The sequence below is a fragment of the Kitasatospora sp. NPDC088351 genome (assembly GCF_040685575.1).
In the GTDB taxonomy this organism is placed as follows: Bacteria; Actinomycetota; Actinomycetes; order Streptomycetales; family Streptomycetaceae; genus Kitasatospora.
This window is the reverse complement of the sequence record NZ_JBFBIL010000010.1, coordinates 15402-41818: the sequence shown is the minus strand read 5'-3', so window position 1 is coordinate 41818 and position 26417 is coordinate 15402. Positions and strand designations below refer to the sequence as shown.

General features: G+C 73.2%; 28 protein-coding genes. 8 read left to right on the top strand and 20 right to left on the bottom strand.

Annotated elements, in window-relative coordinates; translation table 11 throughout:
* The first annotated feature begins 74 nt into the window (after positions 1-74).
* Positions 75-515: a type II toxin-antitoxin system PemK/MazF family toxin gene (locus AB0P06_RS10540; protein ID WP_363606644.1), complete on the top strand. Its 441-nt coding sequence runs from the start codon at positions 75-77 to the stop codon at positions 513-515.
* A 36-nt stretch (positions 516-551) separates the two neighbouring features.
* On the opposite strand, the gene AB0P06_RS10535 is transcribed toward AB0P06_RS10540, so the two are convergent.
* The 7 genes from AB0P06_RS10535 to clpS all read right to left on the bottom strand — a co-directional run bounded on the left by AB0P06_RS10535 (position 552) and on the right by clpS (position 5296).
* Positions 552-1520, bottom strand: a complete 969-nt coding sequence (locus AB0P06_RS10535; RefSeq protein ID WP_363606642.1) for a cysteine synthase — start codon at positions 1518-1520, stop codon at positions 552-554.
* Positions 1521-1610: 90 nt separating this feature from the next.
* Entirely contained in the window at positions 1611-1889 is a 279-nt protein-coding gene (locus AB0P06_RS10530; RefSeq protein WP_350544771.1) for a MoaD/ThiS family protein, read from the bottom strand.
* Between the two features lie 102 nt (positions 1890-1991).
* A complete protein-coding gene (locus AB0P06_RS10525) occupies positions 1992-2111 on the bottom strand; it encodes a putative leader peptide (RefSeq protein WP_363606640.1) in 120 nt (39 codons plus the stop codon).
* A gap of 139 nt (positions 2112-2250) precedes the next feature.
* Positions 2251-2682: a M67 family metallopeptidase gene (locus AB0P06_RS10520; protein WP_363606638.1), complete on the bottom strand. Its 432-nt coding sequence runs from the start codon at positions 2680-2682 to the stop codon at positions 2251-2253.
* Positions 2683-2737: 55 nt separating this feature from the next.
* On the bottom strand, positions 2738-4180 hold the full coding sequence (locus AB0P06_RS10515) for an amino acid permease (protein WP_363606637.1): 1443 nt from the start codon (positions 4178-4180) through the stop codon (positions 2738-2740).
* Between the two features lie 186 nt (positions 4181-4366).
* Complete coding sequence (locus AB0P06_RS10510) at positions 4367-4945, bottom strand: DUF2017 domain-containing protein (protein WP_363606636.1); 579 nt, start codon at positions 4943-4945, stop codon at positions 4367-4369.
* A gap of 57 nt (positions 4946-5002) precedes the next feature.
* Positions 5003-5296, bottom strand: a complete 294-nt coding sequence (clpS, locus tag AB0P06_RS10505) for an ATP-dependent Clp protease adapter ClpS (protein ID WP_363606635.1) — start codon at positions 5294-5296, stop codon at positions 5003-5005.
* A 145-nt stretch (positions 5297-5441) separates the two neighbouring features.
* Here clpS and AB0P06_RS10500 point away from each other — a divergent pair, with 145 nt between their 5' ends.
* Together AB0P06_RS10500 and AB0P06_RS10495 are read left to right on the top strand one after the other, a co-directional pair.
* Positions 5442-6758 (top strand): nicotinate phosphoribosyltransferase, encoded by a 1317-nt coding sequence (locus AB0P06_RS10500; protein WP_363606633.1) that lies wholly within the window; start codon positions 5442-5444, stop codon positions 6756-6758.
* A 161-nt stretch (positions 6759-6919) separates the two neighbouring features.
* Positions 6920-7510 carry an isochorismatase family protein gene (locus tag AB0P06_RS10495; protein ID WP_363606632.1) on the top strand — a complete coding sequence of 197 codons (591 nt, stop codon included), beginning with the start codon at positions 6920-6922 and terminating at the stop codon, positions 7508-7510.
* Between the two features lie 81 nt (positions 7511-7591).
* On the opposite strand, the gene AB0P06_RS10490 is transcribed toward AB0P06_RS10495, so the two are convergent.
* Complete coding sequence (locus AB0P06_RS10490) at positions 7592-8620, bottom strand: hypothetical protein (RefSeq protein ID WP_363606630.1); 1029 nt, start codon at positions 8618-8620, stop codon at positions 7592-7594.
* A 255-nt stretch (positions 8621-8875) separates the two neighbouring features.
* Between AB0P06_RS10490 and AB0P06_RS10485 the strand changes: the two genes are divergently transcribed.
* Complete coding sequence (locus tag AB0P06_RS10485; protein WP_363606629.1) at positions 8876-9421, top strand: hypothetical protein; 546 nt, start codon at positions 8876-8878, stop codon at positions 9419-9421.
* Between the two features lie 39 nt (positions 9422-9460).
* Here AB0P06_RS10485 and AB0P06_RS10480 read toward each other — a convergent pair whose 3' ends face one another.
* On the bottom strand, positions 9461-10558 hold the full coding sequence (locus AB0P06_RS10480) for a cation diffusion facilitator family transporter (RefSeq protein WP_363606627.1): 1098 nt from the start codon (positions 10556-10558) through the stop codon (positions 9461-9463).
* A 291-nt stretch (positions 10559-10849) separates the two neighbouring features.
* Between AB0P06_RS10480 and AB0P06_RS10475 the strand changes: the two genes are divergently transcribed.
* Positions 10850-11293, top strand: a complete 444-nt coding sequence (locus AB0P06_RS10475) for a hypothetical protein (RefSeq protein WP_363606626.1) — start codon at positions 10850-10852, stop codon at positions 11291-11293.
* Between the two features lie 53 nt (positions 11294-11346).
* Here AB0P06_RS10475 and AB0P06_RS10470 read toward each other — a convergent pair whose 3' ends face one another.
* Positions 11347-11925, bottom strand: coding sequence for a DinB family protein (locus AB0P06_RS10470; RefSeq protein WP_363606625.1), 579 nt, complete (start codon positions 11923-11925; stop codon positions 11347-11349).
* A 152-nt stretch (positions 11926-12077) separates the two neighbouring features.
* Between AB0P06_RS10470 and AB0P06_RS10465 the strand changes: the two genes are divergently transcribed.
* The gene (locus tag AB0P06_RS10465; RefSeq protein ID WP_363606624.1) at positions 12078-12566 is read left to right on the top strand and encodes a GNAT family N-acetyltransferase; all 489 of its coding nucleotides are present in this window, start codon (positions 12078-12080) and stop codon (positions 12564-12566) included.
* A gap of 106 nt (positions 12567-12672) precedes the next feature.
* Here AB0P06_RS10465 and mycP read toward each other — a convergent pair whose 3' ends face one another.
* The 4 genes from mycP to AB0P06_RS10445 all read right to left on the bottom strand — a co-directional run bounded on the left by mycP (position 12673) and on the right by AB0P06_RS10445 (position 16875).
* Positions 12673-13917 carry a type VII secretion-associated serine protease mycosin gene (gene mycP, locus AB0P06_RS10460; RefSeq protein ID WP_363606622.1) on the bottom strand — a complete coding sequence of 415 codons (1245 nt, stop codon included), beginning with the start codon at positions 13915-13917 and terminating at the stop codon, positions 12673-12675.
* 166 nt (positions 13918-14083) lie between these two features.
* Entirely contained in the window at positions 14084-15532 is a 1449-nt protein-coding gene (locus AB0P06_RS10455) for a hypothetical protein (protein ID WP_363606621.1), read from the bottom strand.
* 37 nt (positions 15533-15569) lie between these two features.
* The gene (locus AB0P06_RS10450) at positions 15570-16016 is read right to left on the bottom strand and encodes a hypothetical protein (protein ID WP_363606620.1); all 447 of its coding nucleotides are present in this window, start codon (positions 16014-16016) and stop codon (positions 15570-15572) included.
* A gap of 139 nt (positions 16017-16155) precedes the next feature.
* Positions 16156-16875 carry an endonuclease V gene (locus AB0P06_RS10445; protein WP_363606619.1) on the bottom strand — a complete coding sequence of 240 codons (720 nt, stop codon included), beginning with the start codon at positions 16873-16875 and terminating at the stop codon, positions 16156-16158.
* A gap of 202 nt (positions 16876-17077) precedes the next feature.
* Here AB0P06_RS10445 and AB0P06_RS10440 point away from each other — a divergent pair, with 202 nt between their 5' ends.
* Positions 17078-17335: a hypothetical protein gene (locus AB0P06_RS10440; RefSeq protein WP_363606618.1), complete on the top strand. Its 258-nt coding sequence runs from the start codon at positions 17078-17080 to the stop codon at positions 17333-17335.
* Positions 17336-17373: 38 nt separating this feature from the next.
* On the opposite strand, the gene AB0P06_RS10435 is transcribed toward AB0P06_RS10440, so the two are convergent.
* Entirely contained in the window at positions 17374-18102 is a 729-nt protein-coding gene (locus tag AB0P06_RS10435) for an RDD family protein (protein WP_363606617.1), read from the bottom strand.
* A gap of 78 nt (positions 18103-18180) precedes the next feature.
* Positions 18181-19680, bottom strand: coding sequence for an RDD family protein (locus tag AB0P06_RS10430; RefSeq protein WP_363606616.1), 1500 nt, complete (start codon positions 19678-19680; stop codon positions 18181-18183).
* A gap of 403 nt (positions 19681-20083) precedes the next feature.
* Between AB0P06_RS10430 and AB0P06_RS10425 the strand changes: the two genes are divergently transcribed.
* Positions 20084-20500: an SsgA family sporulation/cell division regulator gene (locus tag AB0P06_RS10425; RefSeq protein WP_363606615.1), complete on the top strand. Its 417-nt coding sequence runs from the start codon at positions 20084-20086 to the stop codon at positions 20498-20500.
* Between the two features lie 71 nt (positions 20501-20571).
* Here AB0P06_RS10425 and AB0P06_RS10420 read toward each other — a convergent pair whose 3' ends face one another.
* From AB0P06_RS10420 to AB0P06_RS10405, 4 genes are all read right to left on the bottom strand, one after another.
* On the bottom strand, positions 20572-21975 hold the full coding sequence (locus AB0P06_RS10420; protein WP_363606614.1) for a glycosyltransferase 87 family protein: 1404 nt from the start codon (positions 21973-21975) through the stop codon (positions 20572-20574).
* A 175-nt stretch (positions 21976-22150) separates the two neighbouring features.
* Positions 22151-23749 carry a cellulose binding domain-containing protein gene (locus tag AB0P06_RS10415; RefSeq protein WP_363606613.1) on the bottom strand — a complete coding sequence of 533 codons (1599 nt, stop codon included), beginning with the start codon at positions 23747-23749 and terminating at the stop codon, positions 22151-22153.
* Between the two features lie 242 nt (positions 23750-23991).
* Positions 23992-25533 carry a HAMP domain-containing sensor histidine kinase gene (locus tag AB0P06_RS10410; protein ID WP_363606612.1) on the bottom strand — a complete coding sequence of 514 codons (1542 nt, stop codon included), beginning with the start codon at positions 25531-25533 and terminating at the stop codon, positions 23992-23994.
* Positions 25530-26255, bottom strand: a complete 726-nt coding sequence (locus tag AB0P06_RS10405; RefSeq protein ID WP_363606611.1) for a response regulator transcription factor — start codon at positions 26253-26255, stop codon at positions 25530-25532. The genes AB0P06_RS10410 and AB0P06_RS10405 overlap by 4 nt, the downstream gene beginning before the upstream one ends.
* Positions 26256-26417: the final 162 nt, after the last annotated feature.

Below are 26417 nucleotides of genomic sequence, written 5' to 3'. Positions count from 1 at the left end.
AGTCCGGACAAATACCCGGCCGCGGCGACGGTCACAGTGGTGCGGGGAGCCGCGTGCCCGGTACGGTCGGCCGCATGACTGGCATCTGGGTGGTCCTGGCGGTGGCGGCGGTCGCGGCCCTGGCCTTCGTCGTGCCGGCGCTGGTCCGGCGGGCCCGGCAGGCGCCCGCACCGGCCGCGCCACGGCCGGCGAAGGGCCGTCCCGGACCGGCGCCGCAGGAGATCTGGTGGGCCGAGGTCCCGTTCGAGGACGGCCCGGGGTCGAAGGACCGCCCCTGTCTGGTGCTGCGGGTGAACGGCCGGGTCGCGACCGTCGCGAAGATCACCAGCAAGCACCACGCCGACCGCCCCGGGGTGCTGCCGCTGCCGCCCGGCACGGTGGCCGACCGGCAGGGCCGGAGCAGCTGGCTGGAGACCGACGAGCTGCGCGAGGTGCCGCTCTCGGCCTTCCGCCGCCGGGCCGGTGCGGTGGACGGGCAGACCTGGGCCCGGGCCCGGCACGCGGCCGGGGTCTAGCGGTCGGGCCGTCCGGCCCGTTCGGCGGGAAGGGCCCTACGCCCAGAGCTGGCCCTGAAGGGCCTCGACCGCGTCCTCGGTGGTCTCGGCGGTGTAGATGCCGGTGGAGAGGTACTTCCAGCCACCGTCGGCGACCACGAAGACGATGTCGGCGCGGCGGCCGGCCGCGGCGGCCTTGCGGCCGGCGCCGATGGCGGCGTGCAGGATGGCGCCGGTGGAGACGCCGGCGAAGATGCCCTCCTGCTGGAGGAGCTCGCGGGTGCGGCGGACGGCGTCGGCGGAGCCGACCGAGAAGCGGGTGGTGAGCACCTCGGCGTCGTACAGCTCGGGGACGAAGCCCTCGTCGAGGTTGCGCAGACCGTAGACCAGGTCGTCGTAGCGGGGCTCGGCGGCGACGATCTGCACGCCGGGGACCTTCTCGCGCAGGAACCGGCCGACGCCCATCAGGGTGCCGGTGGTGCCGAGGCCGGCCACGAAGTGGGTGACGGTGGGCAGGTCGGCGAGGATCTCGGGCCCGGTGGTGGCGTAGTGGGCACCGGCGTTGTCCGGGTTGCCGTACTGGTAGAGCATCACCCAGTCGGGGTGCTCGGCGGCGATCTCCTTGGCGATCCGCACCGCGGTGTTGGAGCCGCCGGCGGCCGGGGAGGCGATGATCTCGGCGCCCCACATGCGGAGCAGCTCGCGCCGTTCCTCACTGGTGTTCTCGGGCATCACACAGACCATCCGGTAGCCCTTGAGCTTGGCGGCCATGGCGAGCGAGATGCCGGTGTTGCCGCTGGTGGGCTCCAGGATGGTGCAGCCGGGGGTGAGCCGGCCGGCGGCCTCGGCGCGCTCGATCATGTGCAGCGCCGGGCGGTCCTTGATGGACCCGGTGGGGTTGCGGTCCTCCAGCTTGGCCCAGATGCTCACCAGGCCGTCGGCGTTGCCGGGGAGCGCGGCGGAGAGTCGGGGCAGGCGGACCAGCGGGGTGTTGCCGACGGCTTCGAGCGGGCTGTCGTAACGCAAGGGGGGCCTCCGGCAACGGCGGTGAGGGTCGGGTGCGGCGGCTCTCCCGCCCGCGCCGCCCGGTGGGCGATCGGGCGGGAGAGCGGGAGGTCAGCGGGCGCCGCCGGCCACGGCGGGCAGGATGGTGACGCTGTCACCGTCGGCGAGGGCGGTGGAGATGCCCTCCAGGAAGCGGACGTCCTCGTCGTTGAGGTAGACGTTGACGAAGCGGCGCAGCTCGCCGCCGTCCAGCAGGCGGGCGGCGATGCCCGGGTGGCGGGCGTCGAGGTCGTGGAAGAGTTCCCCGAGGTTGCTACCGGTGCCCTCGACGGCCTTGGCGCCGTCGGTGTAGGTGCGGAGGATGGTCGGGATGCGGACCTCGATGGCCATGGGTGCGCTCCTGTGCGAGTGGTGGGGTGGTGGGCCGCAGCGGACGCGGCAGGGCGGGGTGGGCCCGGGGCCTGGGGCCGACGGCGGGCCTGGACGGGCGGCTCAGCGCGAGCGCGCCGGCGTGCCGGGACAGATCGCACTGGCGAGCCGGCACAGGTCGACGTGCAGGCGCGCCACAAGGCGGATGCCCGGGGCCTGGTTGCTCACATCGACGGAACGCATGGACTCATCGTATAGATTCCCGGGCCCGCTCCGACATGCCCGTCTCGGGATCCGGATGTTTCCGTTTCTGCTGCTGAGACAGCACGGCCCGCCGACCGCTTCGCGGACAGTCGGCGGGCCCCGCCCAGGTGGGTGCTGGTCAGGCCGGGTAGGCCTCGACTACCTGGACGTCTTCCTCTGTGATCGCGCCGTCCACGATGCGGAACGAGCGGAACTGGTACGGGTCGTCCGCGCCGTTGCCCTCGGCGGTGGAGACCAGGACGTAGTGGGCGAACGGCTCGGAGGCGTAGCTCACGTCGGTGCGCGACGGGTAGGCCTCGGTGGCGGTGTGCGAGTGGTAGACGATCACGGGCTCCTCGTCCCGGTCGTCCATCTCGCGGTAGAGCTTGAGCAGGTCACCCGAGTCGAACTCGTAGAAGGTGGGCGACCGGGCGGCGTTGAGCATCGGGATGAACCGCTCCGGCCGTCCGCTGCCGACCGGTCCGGCGACCACGCCGCAGGCCTCGTCCGGATGGTCGGCGCGGGCGTGGGCGACGATCGCGTCGCGCAGTTCTCGGGTGATGGTCAGCATGCGGCCAGGATAGCCACGCCCCGGCCGGTGTCCGCCGGGGCGTCCACGGCCCGGCTCAGCCGCTGTCGCCGACGTGCAGGTGGTCATGGGCGGTGCCGTGGACGGCCTGCGGGCGGGTGCGCTTGAGCACCTGGTAGCCGACGACCAGGAGCACGGCCCAGACCGGGAAGACGTAGAGCGAGATCCGGCTGATCGGGTCGAAGGCGATCAGCACGACGACCAGGGCGAGGAAGGCGAGAGCGGCCCAGCTGCTCCAGACACCGCCGGGCGCCTTGAAGCTGGGCGGTGGCAGGTGGCCGTTCCGCCAGGCCCGGCGGTAGCGGATCTGGCAGATCAGGATCATCGCCCAGGTCCAGAGCCCGCAGACGGTGGCGACCGAGGTGATGTACTCGAACGCCTTGGCCGGCACCAGGTAGTTGAGCACCACGCCGACGCCCATCAGCAGCGAGGAGACGGTGATCGCGACGGCGGGGGTGCGGCGCGCGTTGAGGCCGGTGAGCCGGCCGGGGGCCTGGCCGCGCAGGGCGAGGTCGCGCAGCATGCGGCCGGTGGAGTACATGCCGGAGTTGCAGGAGGAGAGCGCGGCGGTGAGCACCACGAAGTTGATGATGCCGGCCGCGGCCGGGATGCCTATCTTGCCGAAAGCGGCGACGAACGGGCTGACGCCGGGCTGGAATTCGGTCCACGGCACCAGCGCGAGGATGATCGTCAGGGCGCCGATGTAGAACAGCACGATGCGCCAGGGCAGGGTGTTGATGGCCCGCGGCAGGGTCTTCTGCGGGTTCTCGCTCTCCCCGGCGGTGACGCCCACGAGTTCGACGCCGAGGTAGGCGAACATCACGATCTGCAACGTCATCACGGTGGCGCCGATGCCCTTGGGGAAGAAGCCGCCGTTGTCCCAGAGGTGGGTGATCGACGCGGTGTCACCGGCTTTGCTGAAGCCCAGGGTGAGCACGCCGATGCCGATCAGGATCATGCCGATGATGGCCGTCACCTTGACCATGGAGAACCAGAACTCGATCTCGCCGAACAGCTTCACCGAGATCAGGTTGGCCGCGTACAGGATGACCAGGAAGGTCAGCGCGCTGATCCACTGCGGGATGTCGGGCGCCCAGAACCGTATGTAGACGGCGGCGGCGGTGGTTTCCGCCATGCCCGTGACCACCCAGAAGAGCCAGTACGTCCAGCCGGTCACATAACCCGCGAAGGGGCCGAGGAACTCCCGCGCGTACTCCGCGAAGCTGCCCGACACCGGGCGGTAGGTGAGCAGTTCGCCGAGGGCCCGCATGATCACGAAGATCACCACGCCGGCGACGGCGTAGGACAGGATCAGGCTCGGCCCCGACCTGGAGATCGCCGTGCCCGCACCGAGGAAGAGGCCGGTGCCGATGGCGCCACCGATGGCGATCATCTGGATCTGGCGACTGCCCAGCCCCCGCTGGTAACCCTCCTCGTCCGGCTTGGCGTCGACGACTTCGTCGTAGAGCTGTTCGGCCATGGTTCACCGTCCTGGGTGGGTCTCGTGGGGAGGAGGAAGTCGTACCACGCAGGCTCCGAATAGCGGTGTTCATCTGAGCGACATTTGAGCATGACCTGGTAGGTTTTCGCCCGTTTTAGACAGAAATGCCCCGACCATCGGTCCATCATGTGGACAGATGGTCGGGGCGGCCCGGCGGCGGGAGAATCAGTCCGCGATCGCCTCCAGCAGCGACTCCTGGAGTGCGCCCAGCCAGAGGTAGGCCATCACCAGCGGCTTGCGCTCGTCGGTGTCCGGCAGGTCGTACAGCCCCTGCTCGTCCTCCTCGGTGACCTCCAGCCGCACGCCCAGCGTCAGCCGCAGGTCGTTGAGCGCGCCCAGCCAGCGCAGACCGTCGGCGGCGGCCAGCTTGAGCACCCCGCCCTCGCCGCCCAGCCCGTCCAGGGCCCGGACCACGTGCAGCGCGTCCTCGCGCTTGCGGGCGCGCAGGTCCAGCTCGGTGTAGCGGCGGAACTCGGCGGAGGCCACCTTGTCCTCGGCCTCCTCGGGCCGCTCCGGATCGCCGTACGCGTCCGGGAAGAGCCTGGCCAGCGCCGGATCGGCGGGCGCCTCGGTGGGCCCCTCGGCGAACAGCGCGGCCAGCGGGTCGCCGCCGCCCTCCGCCGCCGGGCCGGGGCCGATCAGCTCCAGCATCTGCACCTCCAGGGAGCGCAGGATGGAGGCCTCCAGCTCGTCCAGCGCGATCGCAGCGCTCCCGCCGCCGGCACTCTCGAACAACCCAGCCATCTGTATCGGTCAGCCCGTCTCGTCGATTCGGTGGTGTGCGGAGCCCGCGCCGGCGGGTCAGTCGTGCTGCAGGGTGGCCCAGAGGCCGTACCCGTGCATCGCCTGGACGTCGCGCTCCATCTCCTCGCGGGAGCCGCTGGAGACCACTGCCCGGCCCTTGCTGTGCACCTCCATCATCAGCTTCCTCGCCTTGTCCTTCGGGTAGCCGAAGTAGGCCTGGAAGACGTGCTGGACGTAGCTCATCAGGTTGACCGGATCGTTGTGCACGATGGTCACCCAGGGCGTGTCCGGCTCCACCACCGGCAGGCCTTCGACCTCCGGGCGCTCGATCTCCGCGGGCGCGACACTCACCGCTGGGTCCTCCCTCGCTGTGCTCTCTCCCACATGCCCTTCCAGCCCCCATGCTGCCATCCGGGGGACCCTCGGGCGATTCCGCCCCAGGTACCGCGAACGAGAAATCGTCACTCTGACGCTAAGTGGTAGTAGCATCATCCACATGGACGCCACTTCCGTGCGCGCGGCCGGCTCGACCGCGCTGTTCACCGATCGTTATGAGCTCACCATGCTGCAGGCAGCCCTGCGCAGCGGGGCCGCGCACCGCCGCTCCGTCTTCGAGGTGTTCACCCGCCGGCTCCCGAACGGCCGGCGCTACGGCGTGATGGCCGGCACCGGCCGGGTGCTGGACGCCGTCGAGGACTTCCGTTTCACCGCCGCACAGCTCGACTGGCTGGCCGGCCAGGGCGTGGCCGACGAGGACACCCTGCGCTACCTGGCCGACTACCGGTTCACCGGTGACATCCACGGCTACCCGGAGGGCGAGGTCTACTTCCCCGGATCGCCGCTGCTCACCGTCGAGGGCACCTTCGCCGAGGCGGTGATCCTGGAGACGGTGATCCTCTCCATCCTCAACCACGACTCGGCGATCGCCGCCGCCGCCTCCCGGATGACCGCCGCCGCCGGCGGGCGCCCCTGCATCGAGATGGGTGCCCGGCGCGCCCACGAGCACGCCGCCGTCGCGGCAGCCCGGGCCGCCTACGTGGCCGGCTTCGGCGCCACCTCCGACCTGGAGGCCGGCTTCACCTACGGCATCCCGACCACCGGCACCGCCGCACACGCCTTCACCCTGGTGCACGACAGCGAGCGCGACGCGTTCCGGGCGCAGATCGCCTCCATGGGCAAGGGCACCACCCTGCTGGTCGACACCTTCGACCTGCGCGAGGCGGTGCGCACCGCCGTCGAGGTGGCCGGACCGGAGCTGGGCGCGGTCCGGATCGACTCCGGCGACCTCACCCTGCTGGCCCACCGGGTCCGCCGCCAGCTGGACGAGCTCGGCGCCGAGCGGACGAAGATCATCGTCACCTCGGACCTGGACGAGTACGCGATCGCCGCGCTGGCCGCCGCACCCGTGGACGGCTACGGCGTCGGCACCAGCCTGGTCACCGGCAGCGGCCACCCGACCTGCGCGATGGTCTACAAGCTGGTCGCCCGGGCCACGTCGGCGGACGGGCCGCTGGCCCCGGTGGCCAAGCGCGCGGCCGGCGGCAAGACCAGCATCGGCGGCCGCAAGTGGGCGGCGCGCCGGCCCGACGGGGAGGGCGTCGCCGAGGCCGAGGTGGTCGGCACCGGGCCCGTCCCGGCCGGGCTGGAGCCGTACCTGATGCAGGTGCCGCTGGTCCGGGCGGGCGAGGTGGTCGGCCGGGAACCCCTGAGCGCGGCCCGCGAGCGGCACGTCCGGGCCCGGGCGGCGCTGCCGCTGTCGGCCACCCAGCTGTCCAAGGGCGATCCGGTGCTGCCCACCGAACTGATCGTCTGAACGTTCGAACGCAGGTCTCGCGCGGAGGCGGCGGGCCCGGGCCTTCCACCTCCGCGCGCCACTCCCTAGAGTCAGCCGTAGAGTTCCCGCGGAGCTCCCGAGGACCTCCCGAGGGCTCCCACCGCCGGGGCGCAGACCCCCCACAACCGAGGATGCGAGCCATGCACCGGGCACTGATCGTCGTCGACGTGCAGAACGACTTCTGCGAGGGCGGCAGCCTGGCCGTCTCCGGCGGGGCCGAGGTGGCCGCCGCGATCACCGACCTGATCGCCGAGTCCTCCCCCGGGTACCAGCACATCCTCGCCACCCGCGACAACCACATCGACCCGGGCGACCACTTCTCCGACCGGCCGGACTACATCAACAGCTGGCCGGTGCACTGCGTGGCGGGCACCGAGGGTGTGGGTTTCCACCCCAACTTCGCGCCCTCCGTCACCTCGGGCGCCATCGAGGCGGTCTTCGACAAGGGCGCCTACGCGGCGGCGTACAGCGGGTTCGAGGGGATCGACGAGAACAACCGCGGACCGGTGGAGTGGCTGCGCGAGCGGCAGGTCACCGAGGTGGACGTGGTCGGCCTCGCCACCGACCACTGCGTCAAGGCCACCGCGCTGGACGCGGCCAGGGCGGGCTTCACCACCCGCGTCCTGCTGGACCTGACGGCGGGCGTCATGCCGGCGACCGTCTCCGCCGCGCTGGAGGAGCTGCGGGCCGCCGGGGTCGAGCTGGTCGGCTCCCCGGTGGTGCGGAGCTGAGCCCCTGCTCCGCAGACCGCTCGGCACTCGGCCCGGCGTCCACCACGGCGTTTCGCCTCGGCACGCGGTTCGGCACGCGGTTCAGAACTCGGTGACCATCAGCTCCACCACGTCGGTGCCACCCCGCAACAACGCCTCGCGCAGCTCCGCGCCGACCGCGTCCGGGTCGGCGGCCAGCCGCGCGCCGGAGAGGTGGACCACCCGGACCCCGAGGTACTCCATCCGCTGCTGGCCGCCGCGCACCCAGGCGGTCTCCCCCTCGCTGACACAGCGCAGCTCCGAGTCGACCTCCACCGCCACGCCCGCCTGCGGCCAGTAGAGGTCCGGAACGGCGATGTAGGTGCCGCCGCGCATCCGCAGTTCGGGGCCGGCCAGCGGGGCGGGCAGCAGCCACGCGTCCACCACCTCGCCGACCCGGTCCAGCGCCACATCCCGCTCGGCGGCCAGCAGTTCGTCCAGTGCGGCCCGCACGGCCGGGTCGGCGATCAGCCCGGACTCGGTCAGCTCGGCGACCAACTCCCCCGCCGTGCAGCGGACGTCCGGCCGGTGCACGGCCTCGCGCAGGACCTCGCGGACCAGCCGCGGGCCGGCCGCGACGCCCGGCGCGGCCCCGTCCGCCGTCCACGCGCACAGCGCGTCGGCGACCGCCCGGGCGACCGGCGCACACGCCAGGCCCTGTACGGACCGGGCCACCAACTCCCGCTCGGTGCGCCGGATCCGCACCTCACCGGCGTCCTTCAGTCGGCGCTGCCGGGGCACCAGGACGTCCACCCCGGTGACGGCGGTCAGCCGCGGCGCGGCCGCGAAGCCGTACAGCGCGAGCGCGGCCGTACCGGTGATCACCGCGCCCTCGCGGCGGCCCTCCTCCCGGCCGTTCTGCGCGGCGTACAGCAGGGCGGCCCACATCCGCTGCTCCGGCGTCGGCCCTTCGTCCTGCAACAGGTAGACGCGGGGCAGCAGCCGCCGCCACGGGCCACCACGGCGGCAGTGCTCACTGACGACCCGGGCCGGCACGCCGCGGGCGCGCAACTGGCTGGCGGTGACAACATTCTGCTGACGCTTCGCCAGCTCCTCCAGGGAAGGCGGCGGCGAGGGAATCCGGTAGCTCATGCCGACACCATCCCCAACAGCACCGACCGGCCATCAGGCGCCTGACGCACTGTTACCCAACCGTCGCGAAACCGGGATCAGCCCGCACTAAAGTCCCCATACCCTCACCCATTCGGAGCAATGGTCGGCCTTATGGTTGTCATCACCGATCGAAGCCGATCGCCGACCAGGGCGTTTGACCGTGGGTGACCAAGGGCATACGCCGAAGCCCCTCCGGGAGTCACTCCCGCCCTCCGGATTGCCTACCCTTACTTCATGTCACGTGACGAGACCGCCGGCCTCCGCGCGGCCCAACTCCGCCTCGGCCGCCTGCCCGGATACGTCCGCCGGCCGGACCCGGCCCGCCGGAGCGGCGAACAGGGCCATACGTACAAGAAAGGCTGGGAGGTCCGCTTCACCGCCCGCAGCGAGGCGGAGATAGCCGAGATTCGCGACCTCGTGGTCGCCGCCGGGTTCGCCCCGGCCAGACCCTTCTTCAAGGGCCACCAGCTGATCCAGCCGGTGTACGGGATGGCCGCCGTCCAGGCCTATCTGGCCGCGAGACAGGCGGCCGAGGAACACGCCGCACGCAGCGCCGTCGGCCGCGACCGGCGGGGCACCGGGGCCGACCTCGCGAGACTCACCGTGCACGGCGGGGACGAGGCCGACACCGCGAGACTCGCGAGCGCCGCCGGCGCCGCGGCCGCCGCAGCGGCGCAACTGGCCCGCCGGCGAGCCCTCGAATCGTTCCCCGCCCAGGTCGAGCGGCGCACCGCGGCGGACGACCGGATCACCCCGGCGGAGACCGGACGCCAGAACTGACGAGCGATCACACCCGCGGCCGCGCTTCGCGATTCGGCCTCAGGCCGCCGGAGCGTGGTCGATGTGCACGGTGGCGGCCAGCAGGCGCGGGACCGCCCGGACCAGCGCCTGCTCCGCCGCCTCGGCCACCCGGTGCGCCGCCACCACCGAGAGCGTGCCGTCCACCACCACGTCCGCCTCGGCCCGCAGCGTGTGCCCGATCCAGCGCATTCGGAGCGCGCCCACCCCGCGCACGCCCTCCACCTCGCGCAACGCGCCCTCCGCGGCGTCCACCAGAGCCGGATCCACCCCGTCCATCAGCCTGCGGCCGACCTCGCGCACCGAACCCCGCAGCACCCACAGGATCGCCACCGTGATCAGCAGGCCGACCAGCGGGTCCGCCCAGGGCAGGCCGAGTCCGGCGCCGACCGCGCCGGCCAGCACCGCCAGCGAGGTCAGGCCGTCGGTACGGGCGTGCACACCGTCCGCCACCAGGGCCGCCGAGCCGATCCGCCGGCCGGTCCTGATCCGGTAGCGGGCCACCCACTCGTTGCCGACACAGCCGGCCACCGCCGCGCCGGCCACCGCCCAGAGGTGGCCCACCGGCCGGGGGTCCAGCAGGCGGTCCACCGCGGCCAGCCCGGCGAACCCGGCCGAGGCGGCGACCGCGAGCACGATCGCGACACCCGCCAGATCCTCGGCCCGCCCGTAGCCGTAGGTGTAGCGGCGGTTCGCCGCCCGGCGGCCGAGCAGGAAGGCCACCGCCAGCGGGACCGCCGTCAGCGCGTCCGCCAGGTTGTGCACGGTGTCGCCGAGCAGCGCCACCGAGCCGGAGAACAGCACCACGGCGGCCTGGACCAGCGCGGTGGCGCCGAGCACCAGGAGGGAGATCCAGAGCGTGCGCAGACCGTCCGCGGAGGCCTCCAGGGCGGCGTCCACCCGGTCCGCCGCGTCGTGCGAGTGCGGGCGCAGCAGATGGCCGAGACGGTGGCGCGGGGAGCCGTGCGCACGGGTCCGCCCGTGATCGCCGCGGCCGGAGCGGCGAGCTTGCACCTGACGGGCGTCAGCATGATCATCGGCATCACCACCGTGCGGGTGGTCGGGTGAATGGTTGTGCGGGCGCGGCTTCGCGCCGTGGTCGTGGACGTGAGCCTCCATACGGCCTACGGTGGCACATCAACTGCCTTGCAGCTATTGCCGTCCTACACCTCCTGACCAGGTGCGACGCGCTCGCACCTGCACCCGTGGCGCTACTGCGCACCACGCCACGACCGCTCCCTCGCCAACCCTCCGTCCGCCCCGCCCCGCCGGCCGCCACCGGAACCGGCCGGGCGACGGCGCACGCCGGGCGCTCCGGCCGATTGGTAACCCAGCGCACCGAGCGCCTACCGTAGAGTGAGCACAGATGATCGACCGTCAGAAATCCATCTCCCTTGCTGAGAAGTCGAGATGACAATTCGTCATGACAGCACCGCCGAACCCCCTCCGGGGCCCGGCGAACCACCCGACATGCCGTTGGAGTTCACGGCTTTCTGTGAGCTGCACCGGCCTCGGTACCTCAGCTACGCCCGGGTCTGGCTGCCGGAACAGGCCGAGGCGGCCGGCGCGGTCCAACAGGCGTTCGCCGAAATCGCGATCCGCTGGCGCGAGTTGCTGGGCAGCTCCAACCCGACCGCGCACGCCTGGCAGATCCTGCGCGGCATCGTCACCGATCACACCCGGCTGTCCCGGCCGCCGGAACCGGTCCGCCACCCCGTCGACGACGACCTGGCGATCCTGCACTACGTCGTCGGTCTCGCCGCGCCCGAGATCGCCGACGTCATCGGCACCGACACCGCCAGCGTGGCCGGCCGGCTCCGCCGGACCATGCTGCGCGAGGCCTCCGACTGGTGACCCCGGCACGGGCCCAGGCCCCGGCCGGAGGCCTGCCCACCGGCTGAACTCCCCTACACCACCCGCCGCCCGGCGGCCCGGGCCCGCTCGCCCGTGACGTCGTACAGGTGGTGGACCGGGTCATGGATCAGGTAGAGGGAGAACGACTCCACCGTGAAACGCGCGCCGTCGCTGCGGCCCCCCGTACGCTGCCACTGCCCGTCCGCGACCTCCTCGAAGGCGGCCGCCAGCGTCTGCGCGGCGGCGGCCAGCCCGTCGGCCACGTCCTGCGGACGCTGCTCCCCGTAGCGGTCGGCGACGGCCGTCTCGTCCTGGTCCCAGTTCGGGAAGAGCGGGTTCTCGTGGTCGAGCATGAGGTTCAGACGGACGTGGAACAGCCGGAAGACGTCCCGGACGTGGCAGGCGTACTCCAGGTCCGACCAGATCTCCGGACTGCGGCGGCGGCGCAGCGCGTCCTCCTCGCCGGCCAGCACGGCCAGCCAGGCGTCCGCATTGGCCCGGATCATCCCGGCGACCTCCTCCCGGGCCACGGACCGGGCGTCCAGGCCGCAGTCCGGGCAGGGGCGCTCCAGGACCCAGGTCCAGTCCTTGGTGTCCGGGACGACGGCGGCGGGGTTCTCGGCGGTGGTCATGCATCCAGGATGACGGCGGGCCGGCGCCCCGGCCAGCGGCCTTACCGCCAGCGGCCGCCGAAATACTGCCAGCCCGCCGCCGGGCCGCACCGACCGCCCGCAGGCCGGAAACCCCTGGTCAAACCGGGGCGCTCCGGTCCATGCTGGACACCATGCTCATCCGCGAAGCCACCCCCGACGACTGGCCGGCCATCTGGCACTTCCTGCGTGAGATCGTCGCCGCCGGCGAGACGTACTGCTGGGACCGCGACACCGGCGAGGAACGGGCCCGCGCCCTCTGGTGCAGGCCCGCCCCCGGCCGCACCTTCGTCGCCGTCGACGAGGACGGCACCGTCCTGGGCACCGCCGAGAGCCACCCCAACCAGGCCGGCCCAGGCTCCCACGTCGCCAACGCGGGCTTCATGGTCGACCCCCGCCACTCCGGGCGCGGAGTCGCCCGCGCCCTCTGCGCCCACGTCCTCGACCAGGCCCGCGCCGACGGCTACCGCGCCATGCAGTTCAACGCCGTCGTCGAGACCAACCACCGCGCCGTCGCGCTCTGGCAGTCCTTCGGCTTCGAGATCCTCACCACCGTCCCCGAGGCCTTCCACCACCCCGACAAGGGCGACATCGGCCTGCACGTGATGTACCGGAAGCTCTAACCCCCTCCCCGACCGCCGCCTCCCGCGTCACGCCTTCGAGCGAATCCGCCGACACCGCGTTCACCCGGAGGGTTACTCCTTCGGAGGACGCGCCGCACGGCCCCGCTCACTGATACGGATTCCCCGACGGCGGCACCGGAGGCGTCGGGGGCGGCACGGGCGCCGTCGGCCCGGCATGCGGGTACCCGCCGTACCCCGGCACCACGACCGCCCGCCTCCGGCGCCGCGCCCGCACCGCCACCGCCCCGGCCACACCCGCGACCACCAGCGCCAACAGGCCGCCCGCGCCGACCAACGTGTACGTGATCCCCGGGTTCCCGCCCGCCCCCGCCACCGGCGCGGCCATCGGCGGCTCGGTCACGTCCTCGGAGGGCTCCCCACCGGGAACGGCCGTCGTCGCCCCCGGCGGAGTCCCCTGGGACTCCGCCCGCCCCAGCAACGGGTTCTCCTTCGGCCCGCCGTCCACCGCCGGATTGGCCTCCAGCGCCTTCGCCGGAGAGACCACCCCGTACCCGTACCGGTCATTCGGCACCGCCGAACCGTCGCCGGGCGGAGTCGCGCTCTTGATCATCCGGTTGATGACCTGCCCGGCCGAGAGACCGGGGTACTTCGACCGAATGAGCGCGGCCGTCGCGGAGACGTAGGCGACCCCGTCCGAAGTCCCCTGGCTGATTCCATAACTCGATGCGGACTTCGCCGACGCATGATAGATCTCAACACCTGGTGCCACCAGCGTGATCTCAGATCCAGCCGTGGACTTTTCCCACAGCTTTCCCTGCTCGTCAACCGCACCGACAGCCACGACCCCTGGAAAGGCCGCGGGATATTCCACCGTCCCGGACTGATCAGCACCGTTTCCGGCGGCGGCAACGACCACAACATCCTTGGACACCGCATAGTTGATCGCGGCTCGCGCCTGCGAATCAAACCGTGAATATCCCCCGATGGACATGTTGATGACCTGTGCGCCATGATCAGTCGCATAGCGAACCGCGAGCGCGATATCAGATTGCGCCAGATCCGGCGACTCGCCATTGGTCCTGATGCGAACAGGCAAGATCTTCACCTTTGGCGCCAGACCCATCACGCCCGCCTGCGATCCGTGGCCATGGCCCGCGATAAGGCTTGCGATTCCTGTGCCGTGGCCGAGGGAGTCAACCCGACCATCGGTCTTGGCGCCCGAAAAATCGGTCCCCGGCAGTACCTGATCCGTCAGATCCTGATGTTCCTGCATAACACCGCTGTCAACAACGGCGACAACGATGCCCTCGCCTTGGCTGACCGGCCAGACTTTGTTCTCGACATCGAATTTACGCAGAATCCACTGCGAGTCCCGGACCTGGTCGGCCACTGCCGGGGACCCGACGGCCCCCCACAACAGAGCCCCGGCGGCAAGTATGGCCGCACCGCGTACAAGTCGCCTGCTCGACAATGGTCACCCCACTCAGCGAAGCGTCTCGCAGATCAGAGATCTACGAGACGCGGTCCGATCGGCCTGCCCTCCCTGCGGGCAGACCTCATTCCACCACGTTCGGATTGACTGGCTTCTCCGAAGCCCAAGTCCGTTCATCCTCGACCAGATATTCAGGGCGTTTCCCGCCCCTTTCCCCGTCCTTCTTACGGCGCTGGGAACCCCCCACCGGCATACCCGGGCCCATCCCGCCGGCGATACCAGCGGTGTTCGCATTCAGTTCACTCCTGGCCCGGTTCCGGGCTCCCAATCCGGATCCGCCCTCAGTGAAGCCCTGCTTTTCGCCCTGCCCGACGGCGGGACGATTGCCCTCACCACCACCGCTGCCGGCTCTCCCCGGCAGACCGCCTCCGGCCCTGACTCCCAAGCCCCCACGGGCGCCCGAGCCAAAACCGCCCTCGTGTGTCTCACCGGCGCCGAAAGCTCGACCACCACCGGTCACGGGCCTGCCCGCCGCGTTCTCCCGCCCGAGCGTGTCCTCGCCGAACTCGCTGCTCTTGCCCTGCTCTCCGCCAAGTCCACCCGGTCGGCCGGAAATCGGTCCAGCAGCACCGACGTGAAAGACATCCCCAGTCACGGCACCACTGGGACTACCGAGAACCGAGCCAGAACCCTTCACCACCGAGGTACCGGAACCGGCACCTGACGTTGTGGGGGTTGTGGTCACCGCGCCGTCGATCCCAGTGCCGGGGCCGACGTTCGCGACCGACGGCGTTCTGGGCGCCGCCTGTGCCGTGCCTCCCTTGATACCGGGCTCTGCCGAAGCAGCCGCCACCGGCGTCCCCGAGCGCTTCGGCCCTGACTCGTCAACAGTGCTACGAGTCCGCGGCAGGGGGCTGTTCGTCGTTGTGGGTCTCGATCCAGTGCTGCTGACGGTCGCACTGGTCACCATCGCGCCGAAAGCCGCCGCCAAGCCCCCGGGGTCACCGGTCCCCGCCATGTCACGGTCTTCATTCCGCACCGGTTGCGTCGACGACGAAGAAGAAGGCGGAGGCGGCGGCTTCAGCATCGGTGTCGCCACGCGGTAGTGCATGGCGAGGGTCTGCATGACCGCGACGGCTTCGGCCTTCTTCTGCTCGACGACCGCGGTCTTGGTGTCCTCGTCGTCGCCGCCGAAGAGGGAGGAGACGGTGTCGCCGACGCCGTCCTTGAACTGGTCCCAGCCGCTGGGTTCTTCGGGCATGTCGCGCTTGGCCTTGGCGATGGCCTCGGACATGGCCTTGAGGGTGATGGCGGCGTCGTTGGCGTAGGCGGCGGTGTTGTTGATGGTGGCGGCGAGCTGGAGCATGCGGGCGTGGAAGGCGTCGCTGGTGCTGCCCTCCCAGCTGACGGCCGCCTCGGTGCTGGCGCGGGTGAGGGTGGTGCGGATCGCCTTGAGGGTGTCGGCGGCGCGGCGCCAGGGGTCGCTGGCGGCCATGACCTCGCCGGGGTTCAGGGCCTCGGCCATCTTCCGGAGCTGGCCGTGGCTGTACGCGCCGAAGTCGGTGTAGTTCACCGGTGGTCGCCTCCGCTCTTCCTCGGCTGTTCGGTGCTCACCGTTCGGACTTCCCGCCGGAGTGCCGGGGCGGGGCCACCGTCCGGGCGTACGCGGCGGCGCTGGTGGCGGACGGGACCGCCACCGACCAGCCGTCGTCGCCGAGTTTGAGTCTGCCCGCAGTGCGGCGCTCCTGCTCCTCGTAGTTGGTGGCGGTGAGTTCGGCCTTCTTCTGGGCGTCGTCGACGGCTTCCTGGAGCTGGTTGAGCACGTCCCGCAGGCCGTCCCGCATCGCCTGGTACCGGCCGTGCAGTTCGGTGGCCTCGGCGAAGGTGCCGAAGGCGTTCTTGCCAACGCCGCTCCGGCCGTGCGTCGTGGTGCCGTCGGCGTAGTGCTGGAACTCGGCCAGCAGCACCCGGACCTGGGCGGCGAACGCCCGCAGCTGCTCGACCTCGACGCGGTAGCCGCCGCCGGCCCCGCCGCTCGAACCGGTCCCCGTGCCCACTCCCGGCGCCTCCCCCGTGCGTCCGTCCCGTACGTTCGTCCCGCGCGGCCCTCTGCGGCGCCCGGGAACACATGTCTAACACATGGCCCGGGCCGGCAGAACGGCATCGCCGGTGAACGCCACACCGCCTGACCCGGGGTCAGTTCGTGGGCGTCCTCTCCTGCAGCGCGGCGAGGGCGCGGCGGCAGAGCGAGTCGGCGCGGCGGGTGGTCTCGGGCAGGCGGTACTGGCGGGCGAGGCCGAGGGTGGTGTCGACGGCTTCGGGCAGGCCGATGCGGTGGCCGACCGAGACGAAGACGGGTTTGACGCCGGGCCGGGTGCGGACGGCGCGCCCGACCTCCTCGCCGGTCGCGGGGTCGGTGAGCGGGGTCCAGGAGCCGCGGGCGGCGTCCGGTGCGCGGTGGTCGAAGGTGAACGGGGTCTTGGCGACCCCGAGGGTGCGCAGGCCGGTGAGCACGCCGAGATGGCTGGCCAGGCCGAGGCGGCGCGGGTGGGCGAGGCCGTACCCGTCGCAGACCACGGTGCCGGGGGTGCGGGTGAGTGCGGCCAGGGCGTCCAGGACGGCGGGAAGCTCCCGGAAGGCGAGCAGGCCGGGTACGTAGGGGAAGGCGATCCGGCCGACGGCCGTGGCCTCCTCGACGACGGCGAGGGTGTCGCGGTCCAGCAGGACGGCGGCGGCGACCACGAGGTCCCGCTCGTCGTCGTACGCGACGTCGACGCCGGCGACCAGCGCCTCGTCGGGCCGCTCGCCGGTGTCGGCGGTGGGGCTGTCGCCGTACGGCTGGACGAGCGGGCGCAGCCGTTCCTGCTCGGCGAGCGCCTCGGCCTCGGTGGTGGGCCAGTCGGCGGGGACGGGCACGGCGGTTCTCCCTGCGAGGGTCGGCGGTCGGGTCGCGACCACCGTACCGAGTGGGGCGGACGACCCCCGGGTGAGCCTGTGCGCCCCCTGTGCCCCGGAGCCGGCGGGCTAGCCTGAACGTACCGAACTCCCGTGCCGGGCATGGCTCCTGGCACCTCTCCCGGCACCGCCCGTTCCCCCCGACGTGCGAAGGACCACCGCCATGCCGCGCCCGACCACCGCTCAGATCTGCCTCGGCACCTTCACCGTCGTCGCCGCCACCGTGGCGCTGCTGGCCGTCTCGGGCGCCACCGGTGTCCTGGAGACCGCCGTCCTGCTGGGCTTCGCGCTCGCGCTCGGCACGCTGGTGACCCTGCTGTCGCTGTCCACCGCCGCCCGCCGGCGTCCGGCGGGCGCCACCGCCCAGGCGCCCGCACCCGCCGCGGGCCCCGCCGGGCACGAGTACGCCCGGCAGCGCTGACCCACCACCTGGCGGCACCGGACCCGAAGGACTCGCGCTCAGGCCGTGGAGACCACCACGGTTTTCGCGGCCTTGTCGTGCAGGCACTGGCGGTACGGCTTGTCGAAGACGCCGAACAGGCCGTCGATCAGCCACCAGAGGGCGGCGCAGCAGACGACCGCCGGGACGATGAAGACGGCGGCCCGCGTCCAGGCGGCGGCCGGGGCCGGCGAGTTGCCGTCGGCCAGCATGGCGACCCGGATCTTCATCGCCTTCTTGCCGAGCGTCTGGCCGTCCCGGCTGAGCATCAGACCCTCGTAGACCAGGTAGAGCGCGCAGGCGAGCCAGAACGCGCCGGTCGAACCGGAGCGGTCACCGAGGCTGGCGAAGGGGAGTACCACGATGATCGCCACGACCTGCACGAGCAGGTAGTCGATCAGCCGGGCGAGGATCCGGTTGGGCCAGCTGCCGAGCGGCGGCATCCCGGGCAGGGGCCCGGCGCCCGGTGTGCCGTGTCCGGTCGGGCCGTAGCCGGGCGGCGGCGGCTGGTCGTACGGCGACTGGCCGTAGGGGCTCTGCCCGTACGGCGACCCGCCGGGGGCGCCGCCGTACTCACCGCCGTACGCGCCGGGCCGGTCTTCGGGGCCACCGGACGACGGCGGGGGGTTTCCGTACGGGTCCGACGGCTTACCTTCCGGCGTGCCGCCGCCCGACTGCGGGGGCCGCTTGTCGAAGGAGGGCTGGCCGCCCCCCTCCGGCTCGGGGCCTGAGGGGTCGTGGGTGCTCATGCCCCGAGTAGAACATCGCGCATTCTATGGGGTTGGGATATTTAGTCCGTTTTGCCTATTCGACCCGCACAACACGTCCTAGTCCCGGACGACCCGGGTGCGTGCCGCCCGGTCCTGCCAGCCGCGGCGGGCCGGGCGGTCGAGCAGCGGCCAGACCAGGCCGATCAGCAGCAGGGCCGCGAGCTGCCCGACGGTCCAGCGGAGCAGCGACCGGCCGAAGCCCAGCCGGGCGCGGGCGGCCGCCGGGGCCGCGTCCACCACCCGGATCCGGGCCAGGCGCTTGCCGAAGGTCTGGCCGGTACGGGCGGTCGGCAGCACCTCGTAGAGCAGTCCGACGAAGGCCAGGATGCCGAGGAGAACGGCGAGCCTGCCCACCACCACGCCGTCCACCAGCCAGACCTGGACCTGGTGGTGGGTGAGGACGCTGGCCATCCGGGCCTGGTCGAGCTTCCGCTGAAGGTGGGCGGACACCTCGCGGCCGAGCGGGAGGCCCGCGGCGGCGGCGACCACGGCCAGGACGGCGGTGTCCACCAGCCGGGCGGCCAGCCGGCGCCCCGGGCCGGCGGGTGTCCGCCGGGCGGGGCGGCGCCGGGCGGTGGACGGGCGGCGCGGGGCGGCCTCCGCCACCGGCCGGACGGCGGCTGCGGCAGGAGGGGGTACCACCGGGACCGACTCGGCCGACCCCACCGGGGCGGACGGGACCGACGGGGCGGACGGGGCGGACGGCGAGGCGGCCGCGGAAGCCGGTACGGGACCGGGCACGGCAGCCGCCGGAACGACGGAGCGAACCGCCACCGGGCCTGCGCCGGGCCCGGAAGCGGCGCCGGGGCCGGGCACAGGACCGAGCGCGGCCCCCGATCCGGCCGCCGGCCCGCGCTCGTCCGCGACGCACTCGCCCGCACCCGGGAAGCCCGGAAAGCCCGGGACGCCCGAGAGCTCCGGGAAACCCTCGGAGTCCGGAGAGCCCATGGAGTGCGCGGAGTCCACGGAGTCCGGAGCCGGGCCGGCCCCGGACAGCACGCCCCAGGAGACCCAGCGCGGCGCGTCACCCGTGTCCAGCAGTCCGCGCTGGGTCCGCGGGTCGACCTGCCAGCCCGACGGGACGGACTCGTACCCCACCGCCGCGGACGCCCCCGCCTCACCACGCGCGGGCAGGAACACCGGGCCGCCCGCAGGCTCCACCGGCGGCCCGACGCTGAACGACGCCCTGCCCTCGGTCTGGTCCAGGTACACCGGCCCGGTCTCCCCCGCGGCCACCGCGGACCCCGCCGCGAACGCCTCCCCGGATCCCGCCCCCGGCGGCAACCCCGTCCCCTCCCCGCCGGCCTCCGGCGCCACCGGCGGCGGCACGAACCGCGCACCGCCACCCACTCCGGCACCCCCCTGCACCGGCCTGCGGGACGCGAACCGGGGCGGCTCCAGCACCTCACCCGCCGCGGGGGCGGGCCGGCTGGTGCCGGGCACCCAGGCGGTGCCGCCCCAGTAGCGGACGAAGCCGGGGATCGAGGGGTCGGGGTAGTAGCCCGGCGCGGGGCCGACGGCCGTGTCCGTACCGCCGACGAAGGGCCGGTCCGTCATGGGGGTCTTCTTTCCTGGCAGGGCCGATGCGGCGCGCCCGGCGAGCACGCGGGCAACCCGGGGCGGGGCGGCGGCTGCGCCGTTGGCGCGCTCGGGGGCACCACCGCATGGGCGGACAGTCGCCGGACAGTCACAAAGGGTAGTGCCTCGGCGGCCCCGAGGTGGAAAGTTGGTCAATCATCGGACGGAGCGGGTTCGAACGGGGTAAGGCCGGCCTGCGGTCGCCCCGGCGCGCGCCCACGAACACGCGCTCACTCCACCGTGTTCACCACTCCTCACCGAAGTCCACGGAAGTCCGCGAAGAAATCTCGGAAACCCGAGTAAGAACGGACCCCGGACGCGCTCTGAAAGGGGGCAGGGCCCGGAACCGGGCACGAAACCGCAGGCAGAGAGGAAGCCGATCATGGAGCGCGCGACGAGCGTGGTCGAGCACGAGCTGGAACTCAACCTGGTGCTCTCACCCGAGCACAGCGTCCCCGTCCCGGCCCGGCTGTCGTACGGCAGCCACGACCCGTACGCGGTGCACATCACCTTCCACCTGGACACCGGCTCGCCGGTCACCTGGGTGTTCGCCCGCGAGCTGCTGGTCGAGGGGACCTTCCGGCCGTGCGGCCAGGGGGACGTGCGGATCTGGCCGACCCGCTCGGGCCGGCGCAGCGTGCTCTGTCTGGCGCTGAGCTCGCCGGCCGGGGACGCGCTGCTGGAGGCCCCGCTGCCGGCCGTCGCGGCCTGGCTGGAGCGGGCGCACCGGCTGGTGCCGCCGGGCAGCGAGCTGTCCGCCCTGGACCTGGACGGTTCGCTCGCCGAGCTGCTCGCGTGACCGGCCGCGCCCCCGGGGCGCACGACCCCGGCGGCCCGGACCGCTTCGCCGGCCCAGGCGGCCCCGACGACTCAGCGGGCCGCGGGGGCCTGCTGACGGTCGCGCGCGGGGCCCGGGTGGCCACCGCCGTCGCGCTGGCCGGGCAGCCAAACCAGCGGAGCGCCGGCGGCGCGCCTCCTGGCCCTTATGCGTAGCCCGGCGGCCAGCAGGAAGCAGAGCCCGACCCAGGGGTAGACCGAGGCCGGGAGCTGGCTGGCCGGCGGGAGGTGCAGGTCGAGGTCGCCGTGGTGCGGCACAGCCCACATCGCGAAGGAGAAGAAGGCGACCAGCGTGGCCCAGAAGGCGGCGCGCCAGCGCAGCTTGCGGACGGCGGCCGGGCGGGCGTGCTCGATCGACGCCTCGCAGGCGAGCAGGGCGAGCATCGGCACGCACCAGACCCAGTGGTGGGTCCAGCTGATCGGCGAGATCAGGACGGCGGTGACGGCGGCGCAGCAGACGCCCCACGCCTCGGCGCGGGGCAGCCAGCGGGAGCTGTAGGAGGCCCAGGCGGCGACGCCGAGACCGGCCACGGCGACCACGACGCCGGCGAGGGTGGCGACGGTGCCGGGGTCGGCGGTGTGCAGCAGGCGGGCGATGGCGCCGCGCACCGACTGGTTGTCGACGATCTCGGTCTTGCCGACCCGCGAGGAGTCGTAGAGGTACTTGGTCCAGAAGCCCCAGGTGGCGTCCGGCAGGACGAGGGCGCCGATCAGGAAGGTGCCGAGGAAGGTGAAGCCGGCCACCAGCGCGGCCCGGACCCGGCCGGTGATCAGCAGGTAGACGGCGAACAGGCCGGGGGTGAGCTTGATGCCGGCGGCGATGCCGATCGCGACGCCCTTGCTGCGGCGCCCGTCCGGGCGGGTGAGGTCCCAGAGGATCAGGCAGGCCAGGGCCAGGTTGATCTGGCCGTAGCGCAGCGTGGTGAAGACGGGTTCGAGCCAGACCCCGCCGCCGGTGACCAGGATCACGCCGAGCGGGCGCAGTTCCCGGCGTGGCCAGCCGACCAGCTTGAACGACAGGTGGGTGAGCAGCGCGAGCAGCCCGAGGTTACCGAGTGTGATCGCCACCCGGAGGAAGGGGACGGGGAACCAGGTGGTCGGCACGAACAGCATCGCGGCGAACGGCGGGTAGGTCGCAGGGAGGTTCCACTCGGTGACCCGCAGTCCGTACAGATCGGTGCCGTTGGCGACGGCGGCGCCCTCGGCCCGGTAGACGATCATGTCGACCATCGAGGTGTGGACGAAGTGCCGGACGACGGCGTAGACGACCAGGGACAGCAGCGCCACGGCGGAGACGGCCAGCAGTGGTCGGCGCGGCGCCTCGCGCAGGGCCTGGACGGGCGCGCCGAGGGCGGCCTTCAGCCGGTTCGACAGGGGGGCGGGCGCCGGGTCGGGTGCGGTTCGCACCGGGCTGCGCTCGTCTTGCACCGCTGTCACTGTTCCGCTCCGTCCACCGCTCGACCAACCAGCGACGATACCGGATGCCCGGCACCCCGGCCCGGCGCCGTTCGGTCACGGAGAGTGTCCACCCTGAGGGAAACGCCCCGGCCGGCCACGCTCCGTTGCGGTCGGTGCGCGGCCGGCCGGGGCCGGGGGGAGGGCGGTCGACGGGTCAGCCGGCGTAGGCGCCGAGGGCCCGGGTGAAGTCCAGCGGCTGCTGGACGATGCTGCTGCAGCTGGCGTCGGCGTACGCCTTGGCGCCGCCGTCGCAGGCCTTGTCCCGGGTGCCGGACCACATGGCCAGCCAGGCGAGGTGCTTGGCGGTGGCGAAGTCGGCGAGCTGCTTGGCGTCGGCGACCGTGAAGATCTCGCTGGCGACGTCGTTGACGCCGATCATCGGGGTGACGGCGACCTTGCGCCAGGCGGACGCGTCGTCCAGGCCGAGCACGCTCTTCACCTGGGCCTGGGTGGCGGTGGCGGCGGCGATGGCGTACTTGCCCATCTGGCCCTGCGGGTTCGGGGCGACGCCGTCGCCGAAGTCCATCGCCATGATGTTGACCGCGCCGATCGCGACGCCGTTGTTCTTGGCGTCGGCGACCAGGTTGACGCCCTCCTGGGTGAGGCCGGAGGGCAGCGCGGGCAGGGTGTAGGAGACGTCCAGGGCCTTGCCCTTGGCCGCGGCGTTCTTCTGCAGCTGGGCGATGGACTGGGCGCGGCGGGTGTTGGCGGCGGTGTTGCCGATCGCGCCGCCCTCCACGTCGAAGTCGATCTTGGTCAGGCCGAAGGTGTCGACGGTCTTCTGGTAGACGGCGGTCAGGTCGGCCACCGAGGAGCAGGCGAGGGCCAGCTCGCTGCCGTTGGCACCGCCGAAGGAGACCCGGACGTCGCCGCCGATCGCCCGCAGCGCGCCGATCTGCGCGGCCACCGCGTCGGCGGAGAGGTCGCTGACGCCGCCCCACTTGGGGACGCAGCCGCCGCCGGAGACCACGAAGGCCAGGGTGAAGTTCTTGACGCCGCTCGCCTTGGCGGTGGCGACCAGGTCGTACGGCGGGTAGAGCGAGGTGTCCACGAACGGGGCGAAGCCGGCGCCGGTGGCCGGGACGGGCGTGCCGGTCGCGGTGGGCGTCGGGACCGTGGTCGGCGTCGGCGCCGGGGTGGTGGGCTTGACGGTGGCGGTGGGGCTGGGCGGGGCGGTGGTGGGCTGGGCCGTCGCTGTCGGGGTCGGGGTCGGGGTCGGGGTGGCGGACGTCGGGACGGCGGTCGCGGTGGCGCTGGGCGAGGTGGTCGGCCGGCCCGAGGGGGTGGGCGCGGTGCCGTCGCCGGCCTTGCAGGAGACGTTGTTGATCAGGCAGTTGCCGGGCTCGCCCTGGGCGGCGCCGGAGCCCTGGGCGACGAAGCCGACCACCACGCTCCTGCCGGGCTCCAGCCGCTTGTTCCACGACTCGGGCTTGACGGTGATGTGCTGCCCGGTGGCGCTGAAGGTGGCGTTCCAGAGCGAGTCGATCTTCGCTCCGGCGGGCAGGTCGAAGGAGAGCGTCCAGTCCTCGATCGCGCCGCTGTCGGGGTTGGTGACCAGGTACTGGCCGGTGTAGCCGGCGTCCCAGGTGCTGGTGCGGCTGTAGACGGCGCCCAGCGAGGCGGCGCTGGCCGAGGACGCGAGGACGACGACACCGCCCGCGACCAGCGCGGCGGCGACCGCCGAGGCGCCGATGACGGTCCCCTTGCGGCTGCGTCGGCGGCGGCCTGGACGGCGGTTGGGCTGGGTCGTCATAGGGGCGTACCTCCGCTGGGAAACCTCCCCGCCCGAAAGGGTGGGGGAGGCAAGGTGGGGCCGTGGGGGCCGCAGCGGCCGGGCGAGGGTGCGTGGACCCGTCGCGGGCCTGCGACCCGGCTCGGTCGGGTGACCGGCGCGGACGACGCTAGCGGTGCCCGAGGACCGGAACCGGCCTGCTGAGCGAGGGGTACAGGTCCCTTAGGGCCCGCTTAAGAAAGAGGCCGGGGCGTCGCCGGGGTTCACCGCTGGAACAGCGCGCTGCGGCTGCGGCGGCGGCCGGCCCGGGCCGGGGCACCGTCGGGGCGCGCCTCCAGCCGCAGCCGGATCTCGGCGCCGCCGAGCACGGCGGAGCGGCCGAGCGCGAGATCGCCGCCGGTGGCCTCGGCGAGCTTGCGGGCGATGTCCAGACCGAGGCCGGTGGAGCCCTCGCCGCCGTGGCCCTGGCCGCGCTGCAGGGCGGCCTCGGGGTCGGTGAAGCCCGGGCCGGCGTCGCCGACCAGGACGATGACCGAGCTGTCGGCGGCGAGCACGTCCACCGAGAAGGCGGTGCCGACGGCGGTGTGCCGGAAGACGTTGCCGAGCAGCGCGTCCACGGCGGCGGCGAGGTCGCCGCGCTGGACCGGGACGGGGGCCGGCTGGTCGGCGCCGGCGAGCTGCCAGCGGCGGCCCTCGTCCTCGGCGAGTGCGGACCAGAAGCCGACCCGTTCCTGGATCACCTCGGCGGCGTCGCACCCGACGGTGACGGCGGGCGCGTCCTCGGGCGCCCGGCGGGCCGAGCGGATGATCTGGTCGACCTCGCGCTCCAGCTGGGAGACGGCGTGCCGGGTGGCGTCGGCGGCGTCGCCCTCGCCGAGCGAGGCGGCGTTGAGCCGCAGCACGGTGAGCGGGGTACGCAGCCGGTGCGACAGGTCGGCGGCCAGCTCCCGCTCGGCGGCGAGCAGGTGGACGACCCGGTCGGCCATGGCGTTGAAGGCGTGCGCGGCCTCGCGCAGTTCCTCGGGGCTGCCGGCGGTCTGCCGGCCGTCGGTGGGCACCCGGACCGCGAGGTTGCCGGCGCCGAGCGAACGGGCGGCGCCGGCCAGCCGGCGGGCGGAGGCGACGATCCGCGCGCCCATCCGGTCGGCGACCAGCACCGAGATGGCGACCAGGGCGAGTGCGACGGCGGACAGCACCAGCCAGGCGGTGGAGACGCCCCGGGTGAGGTCGACGTCGGCCACGAACACCTCGACCACTGCGGTCCGGCCGGTGTCGACGGCGACCGGCTGGAGCAGCGCGAAGCCGCCGGGCACCTCGACGGTGAACGAGCGGCCCTGGCCGGCGGCGCTGGCCACGTCGGCGGCGAGCGCGTGGGCGTCGCCGATGGTCGGCCCGCCCCCCTCACCCGCGCCGGCCGGCTCCCCGCCCGCCGCGGCGGGCACGCCGGGCACCGCGGTCGGTGCCGCGCCGGGCAGGACGCCCGGCACCGCGGCCGGTGCCGTGGCCGCCGCGCCGTCCGCCCCGGCGGCGGTCCGCGCCGGGGCCGGCAGGTGGACCGCCATCCGGCGCTGCGCGCCCGCGTCGGTGCTGGCCACGGCGCGGGTGATGGCCTCCTGGCCGGTGGTGATGGCGAGCGCCGGGCCGAGGGCCGCGGCCTGACGCTCCGCCGCGGTGAACGCCCGGTCGCGGGCGGTCTGCTGGACCATCAGCCCGAGCGGAATGAGGAAGGCCAGCGCGACCATGGTGGTACCGGCCACGGCGGCCTTGATCAGGGCCCAGCGCAGCGAGTGGCCGAACTTCCTCATGTCCGGCGCTCCGCGTGGGCCGGCCCGGGACCGGTGGGGTGCCCGGCCGCCTCCAGCCGGACCCCGACGCCGCGCACGGTGTGCAGGTAACGGGGGCTGGAGGCGGTCTCGCCGAGCTTGCGGCGCAGCCAGGAGAGGTGGACGTCGATGGTCTGGTCGCCGCCGTAGGTCTGACGCCAGACCTCGGCCAGGATCTCCTTGCGCGGCACCACCACCCCCGGGCGGGCGGCGAGAAAGGCCAGCAGGTCGAATTCACGGCGGGTCAGATCCAGCGGCCGCCCGTCCAGCGCGGCCTCGCGCCGCTGGAGATCGATGGCGAGCCCGCCGACTCTGAGCACCTGGGCCACGGGGGCCACGCCGCCGCCGAGCCGGCGCAGGACGGCGGCCATCCGGGCGCTGAGGTGCTCACCGGAGAAAGGTTTCACCAAGTAGTCGTCGGCGCCGTCGTTGAGCAGCCGGACGATCTCGGTCTCGTCGTCGCGGGCGGTGGAGATGATGACCGGCACATTGGTCAGGCCGCGGATCATCTTGAGCGCCTCGCTGCCGTCCAGATCGGGCAGGCCGAGGTCGAGGATCACCAGGTCACAGCCGACCTGGGCGACCTCGCGCAGCGCCTCAAGTGCCGTGCCCACACTGCGGACCGCGTGGCCGGTGTCGGCCAGGTGCCGGATGAGGGCGGAGCGTACGAAGGGGTCGTCCTCGACCACGAGCACTGTTGCCATGGGGCTGCACGGTACGCCATCGGCATGCAATGGTCTGTACCTCGGGGTCGGGTCCGGCCCCGGCCGCGGGCGGGGCCGGACCCGGTCCGGCCCGCGGCCGGGGTTTTGTGCAACTACCCTGCCGAATAGCAGGGGTGCCCACCTGCCGCGCCCCGGGATACG

Coding starts and splice junctions, on each gene's coding strand:
- AB0P06_RS10540 (WP_363606644.1), top strand. CDS start 75: ATGACTGGCATCTGGGTGGTCCTGGCGGTGGCGGCGGTCGCGGCCCTG.
- AB0P06_RS10530 (WP_350544771.1), bottom strand. CDS start 1,889: ATGGCCATCGAGGTCCGCATCCCGACCATCCTCCGCACCTACACCGAC.
- AB0P06_RS10525 (WP_363606640.1), bottom strand. CDS start 2,111: ATGCGTTCCGTCGATGTGAGCAACCAGGCCCCGGGCATCCGCCTTGTG.
- AB0P06_RS10520 (WP_363606638.1), bottom strand. CDS start 2,682: ATGCTGACCATCACCCGAGAACTGCGCGACGCGATCGTCGCCCACGCC.
- AB0P06_RS10515 (WP_363606637.1), bottom strand. CDS start 4,180: ATGGCCGAACAGCTCTACGACGAAGTCGTCGACGCCAAGCCGGACGAG.
- AB0P06_RS10510 (WP_363606636.1), bottom strand. CDS start 4,945: ATGGCTGGGTTGTTCGAGAGTGCCGGCGGCGGGAGCGCTGCGATCGCG.
- AB0P06_RS10500 (WP_363606633.1), top strand. CDS start 5,442: ATGGACGCCACTTCCGTGCGCGCGGCCGGCTCGACCGCGCTGTTCACC.
- AB0P06_RS10495 (WP_363606632.1), top strand. CDS start 6,920: ATGCACCGGGCACTGATCGTCGTCGACGTGCAGAACGACTTCTGCGAG.
- AB0P06_RS10490 (WP_363606630.1), bottom strand. CDS start 8,620: ATGAGCTACCGGATTCCCTCGCCGCCGCCTTCCCTGGAGGAGCTGGCG.
- AB0P06_RS10485 (WP_363606629.1), top strand. CDS start 8,876: ATGTCACGTGACGAGACCGCCGGCCTCCGCGCGGCCCAACTCCGCCTC.
- AB0P06_RS10480 (WP_363606627.1), bottom strand. CDS start 10,558: ATGGAGGCTCACGTCCACGACCACGGCGCGAAGCCGCGCCCGCACAAC.
- AB0P06_RS10475 (WP_363606626.1), top strand. CDS start 10,850: ATGACAATTCGTCATGACAGCACCGCCGAACCCCCTCCGGGGCCCGGC.
- AB0P06_RS10470 (WP_363606625.1), bottom strand. CDS start 11,925: ATGACCACCGCCGAGAACCCCGCCGCCGTCGTCCCGGACACCAAGGAC.
- AB0P06_RS10465 (WP_363606624.1), top strand. CDS start 12,078: ATGCTCATCCGCGAAGCCACCCCCGACGACTGGCCGGCCATCTGGCAC.
- AB0P06_RS10440 (WP_363606618.1), top strand. CDS start 17,078: ATGCCGCGCCCGACCACCGCTCAGATCTGCCTCGGCACCTTCACCGTC.
- AB0P06_RS10435 (WP_363606617.1), bottom strand. CDS start 18,102: ATGAGCACCCACGACCCCTCAGGCCCCGAGCCGGAGGGGGGCGGCCAG.
- AB0P06_RS10430 (WP_363606616.1), bottom strand. CDS start 19,680: ATGACGGACCGGCCCTTCGTCGGCGGTACGGACACGGCCGTCGGCCCC.
- AB0P06_RS10425 (WP_363606615.1), top strand. CDS start 20,084: ATGGAGCGCGCGACGAGCGTGGTCGAGCACGAGCTGGAACTCAACCTG.
- AB0P06_RS10415 (WP_363606613.1), bottom strand. CDS start 23,749: ATGACGACCCAGCCCAACCGCCGTCCAGGCCGCCGCCGACGCAGCCGC.
- AB0P06_RS10410 (WP_363606612.1), bottom strand. CDS start 25,533: ATGAGGAAGTTCGGCCACTCGCTGCGCTGGGCCCTGATCAAGGCCGCC.
- AB0P06_RS10405 (WP_363606611.1), bottom strand. CDS start 26,255: ATGGCAACAGTGCTCGTGGTCGAGGACGACCCCTTCGTACGCTCCGCC.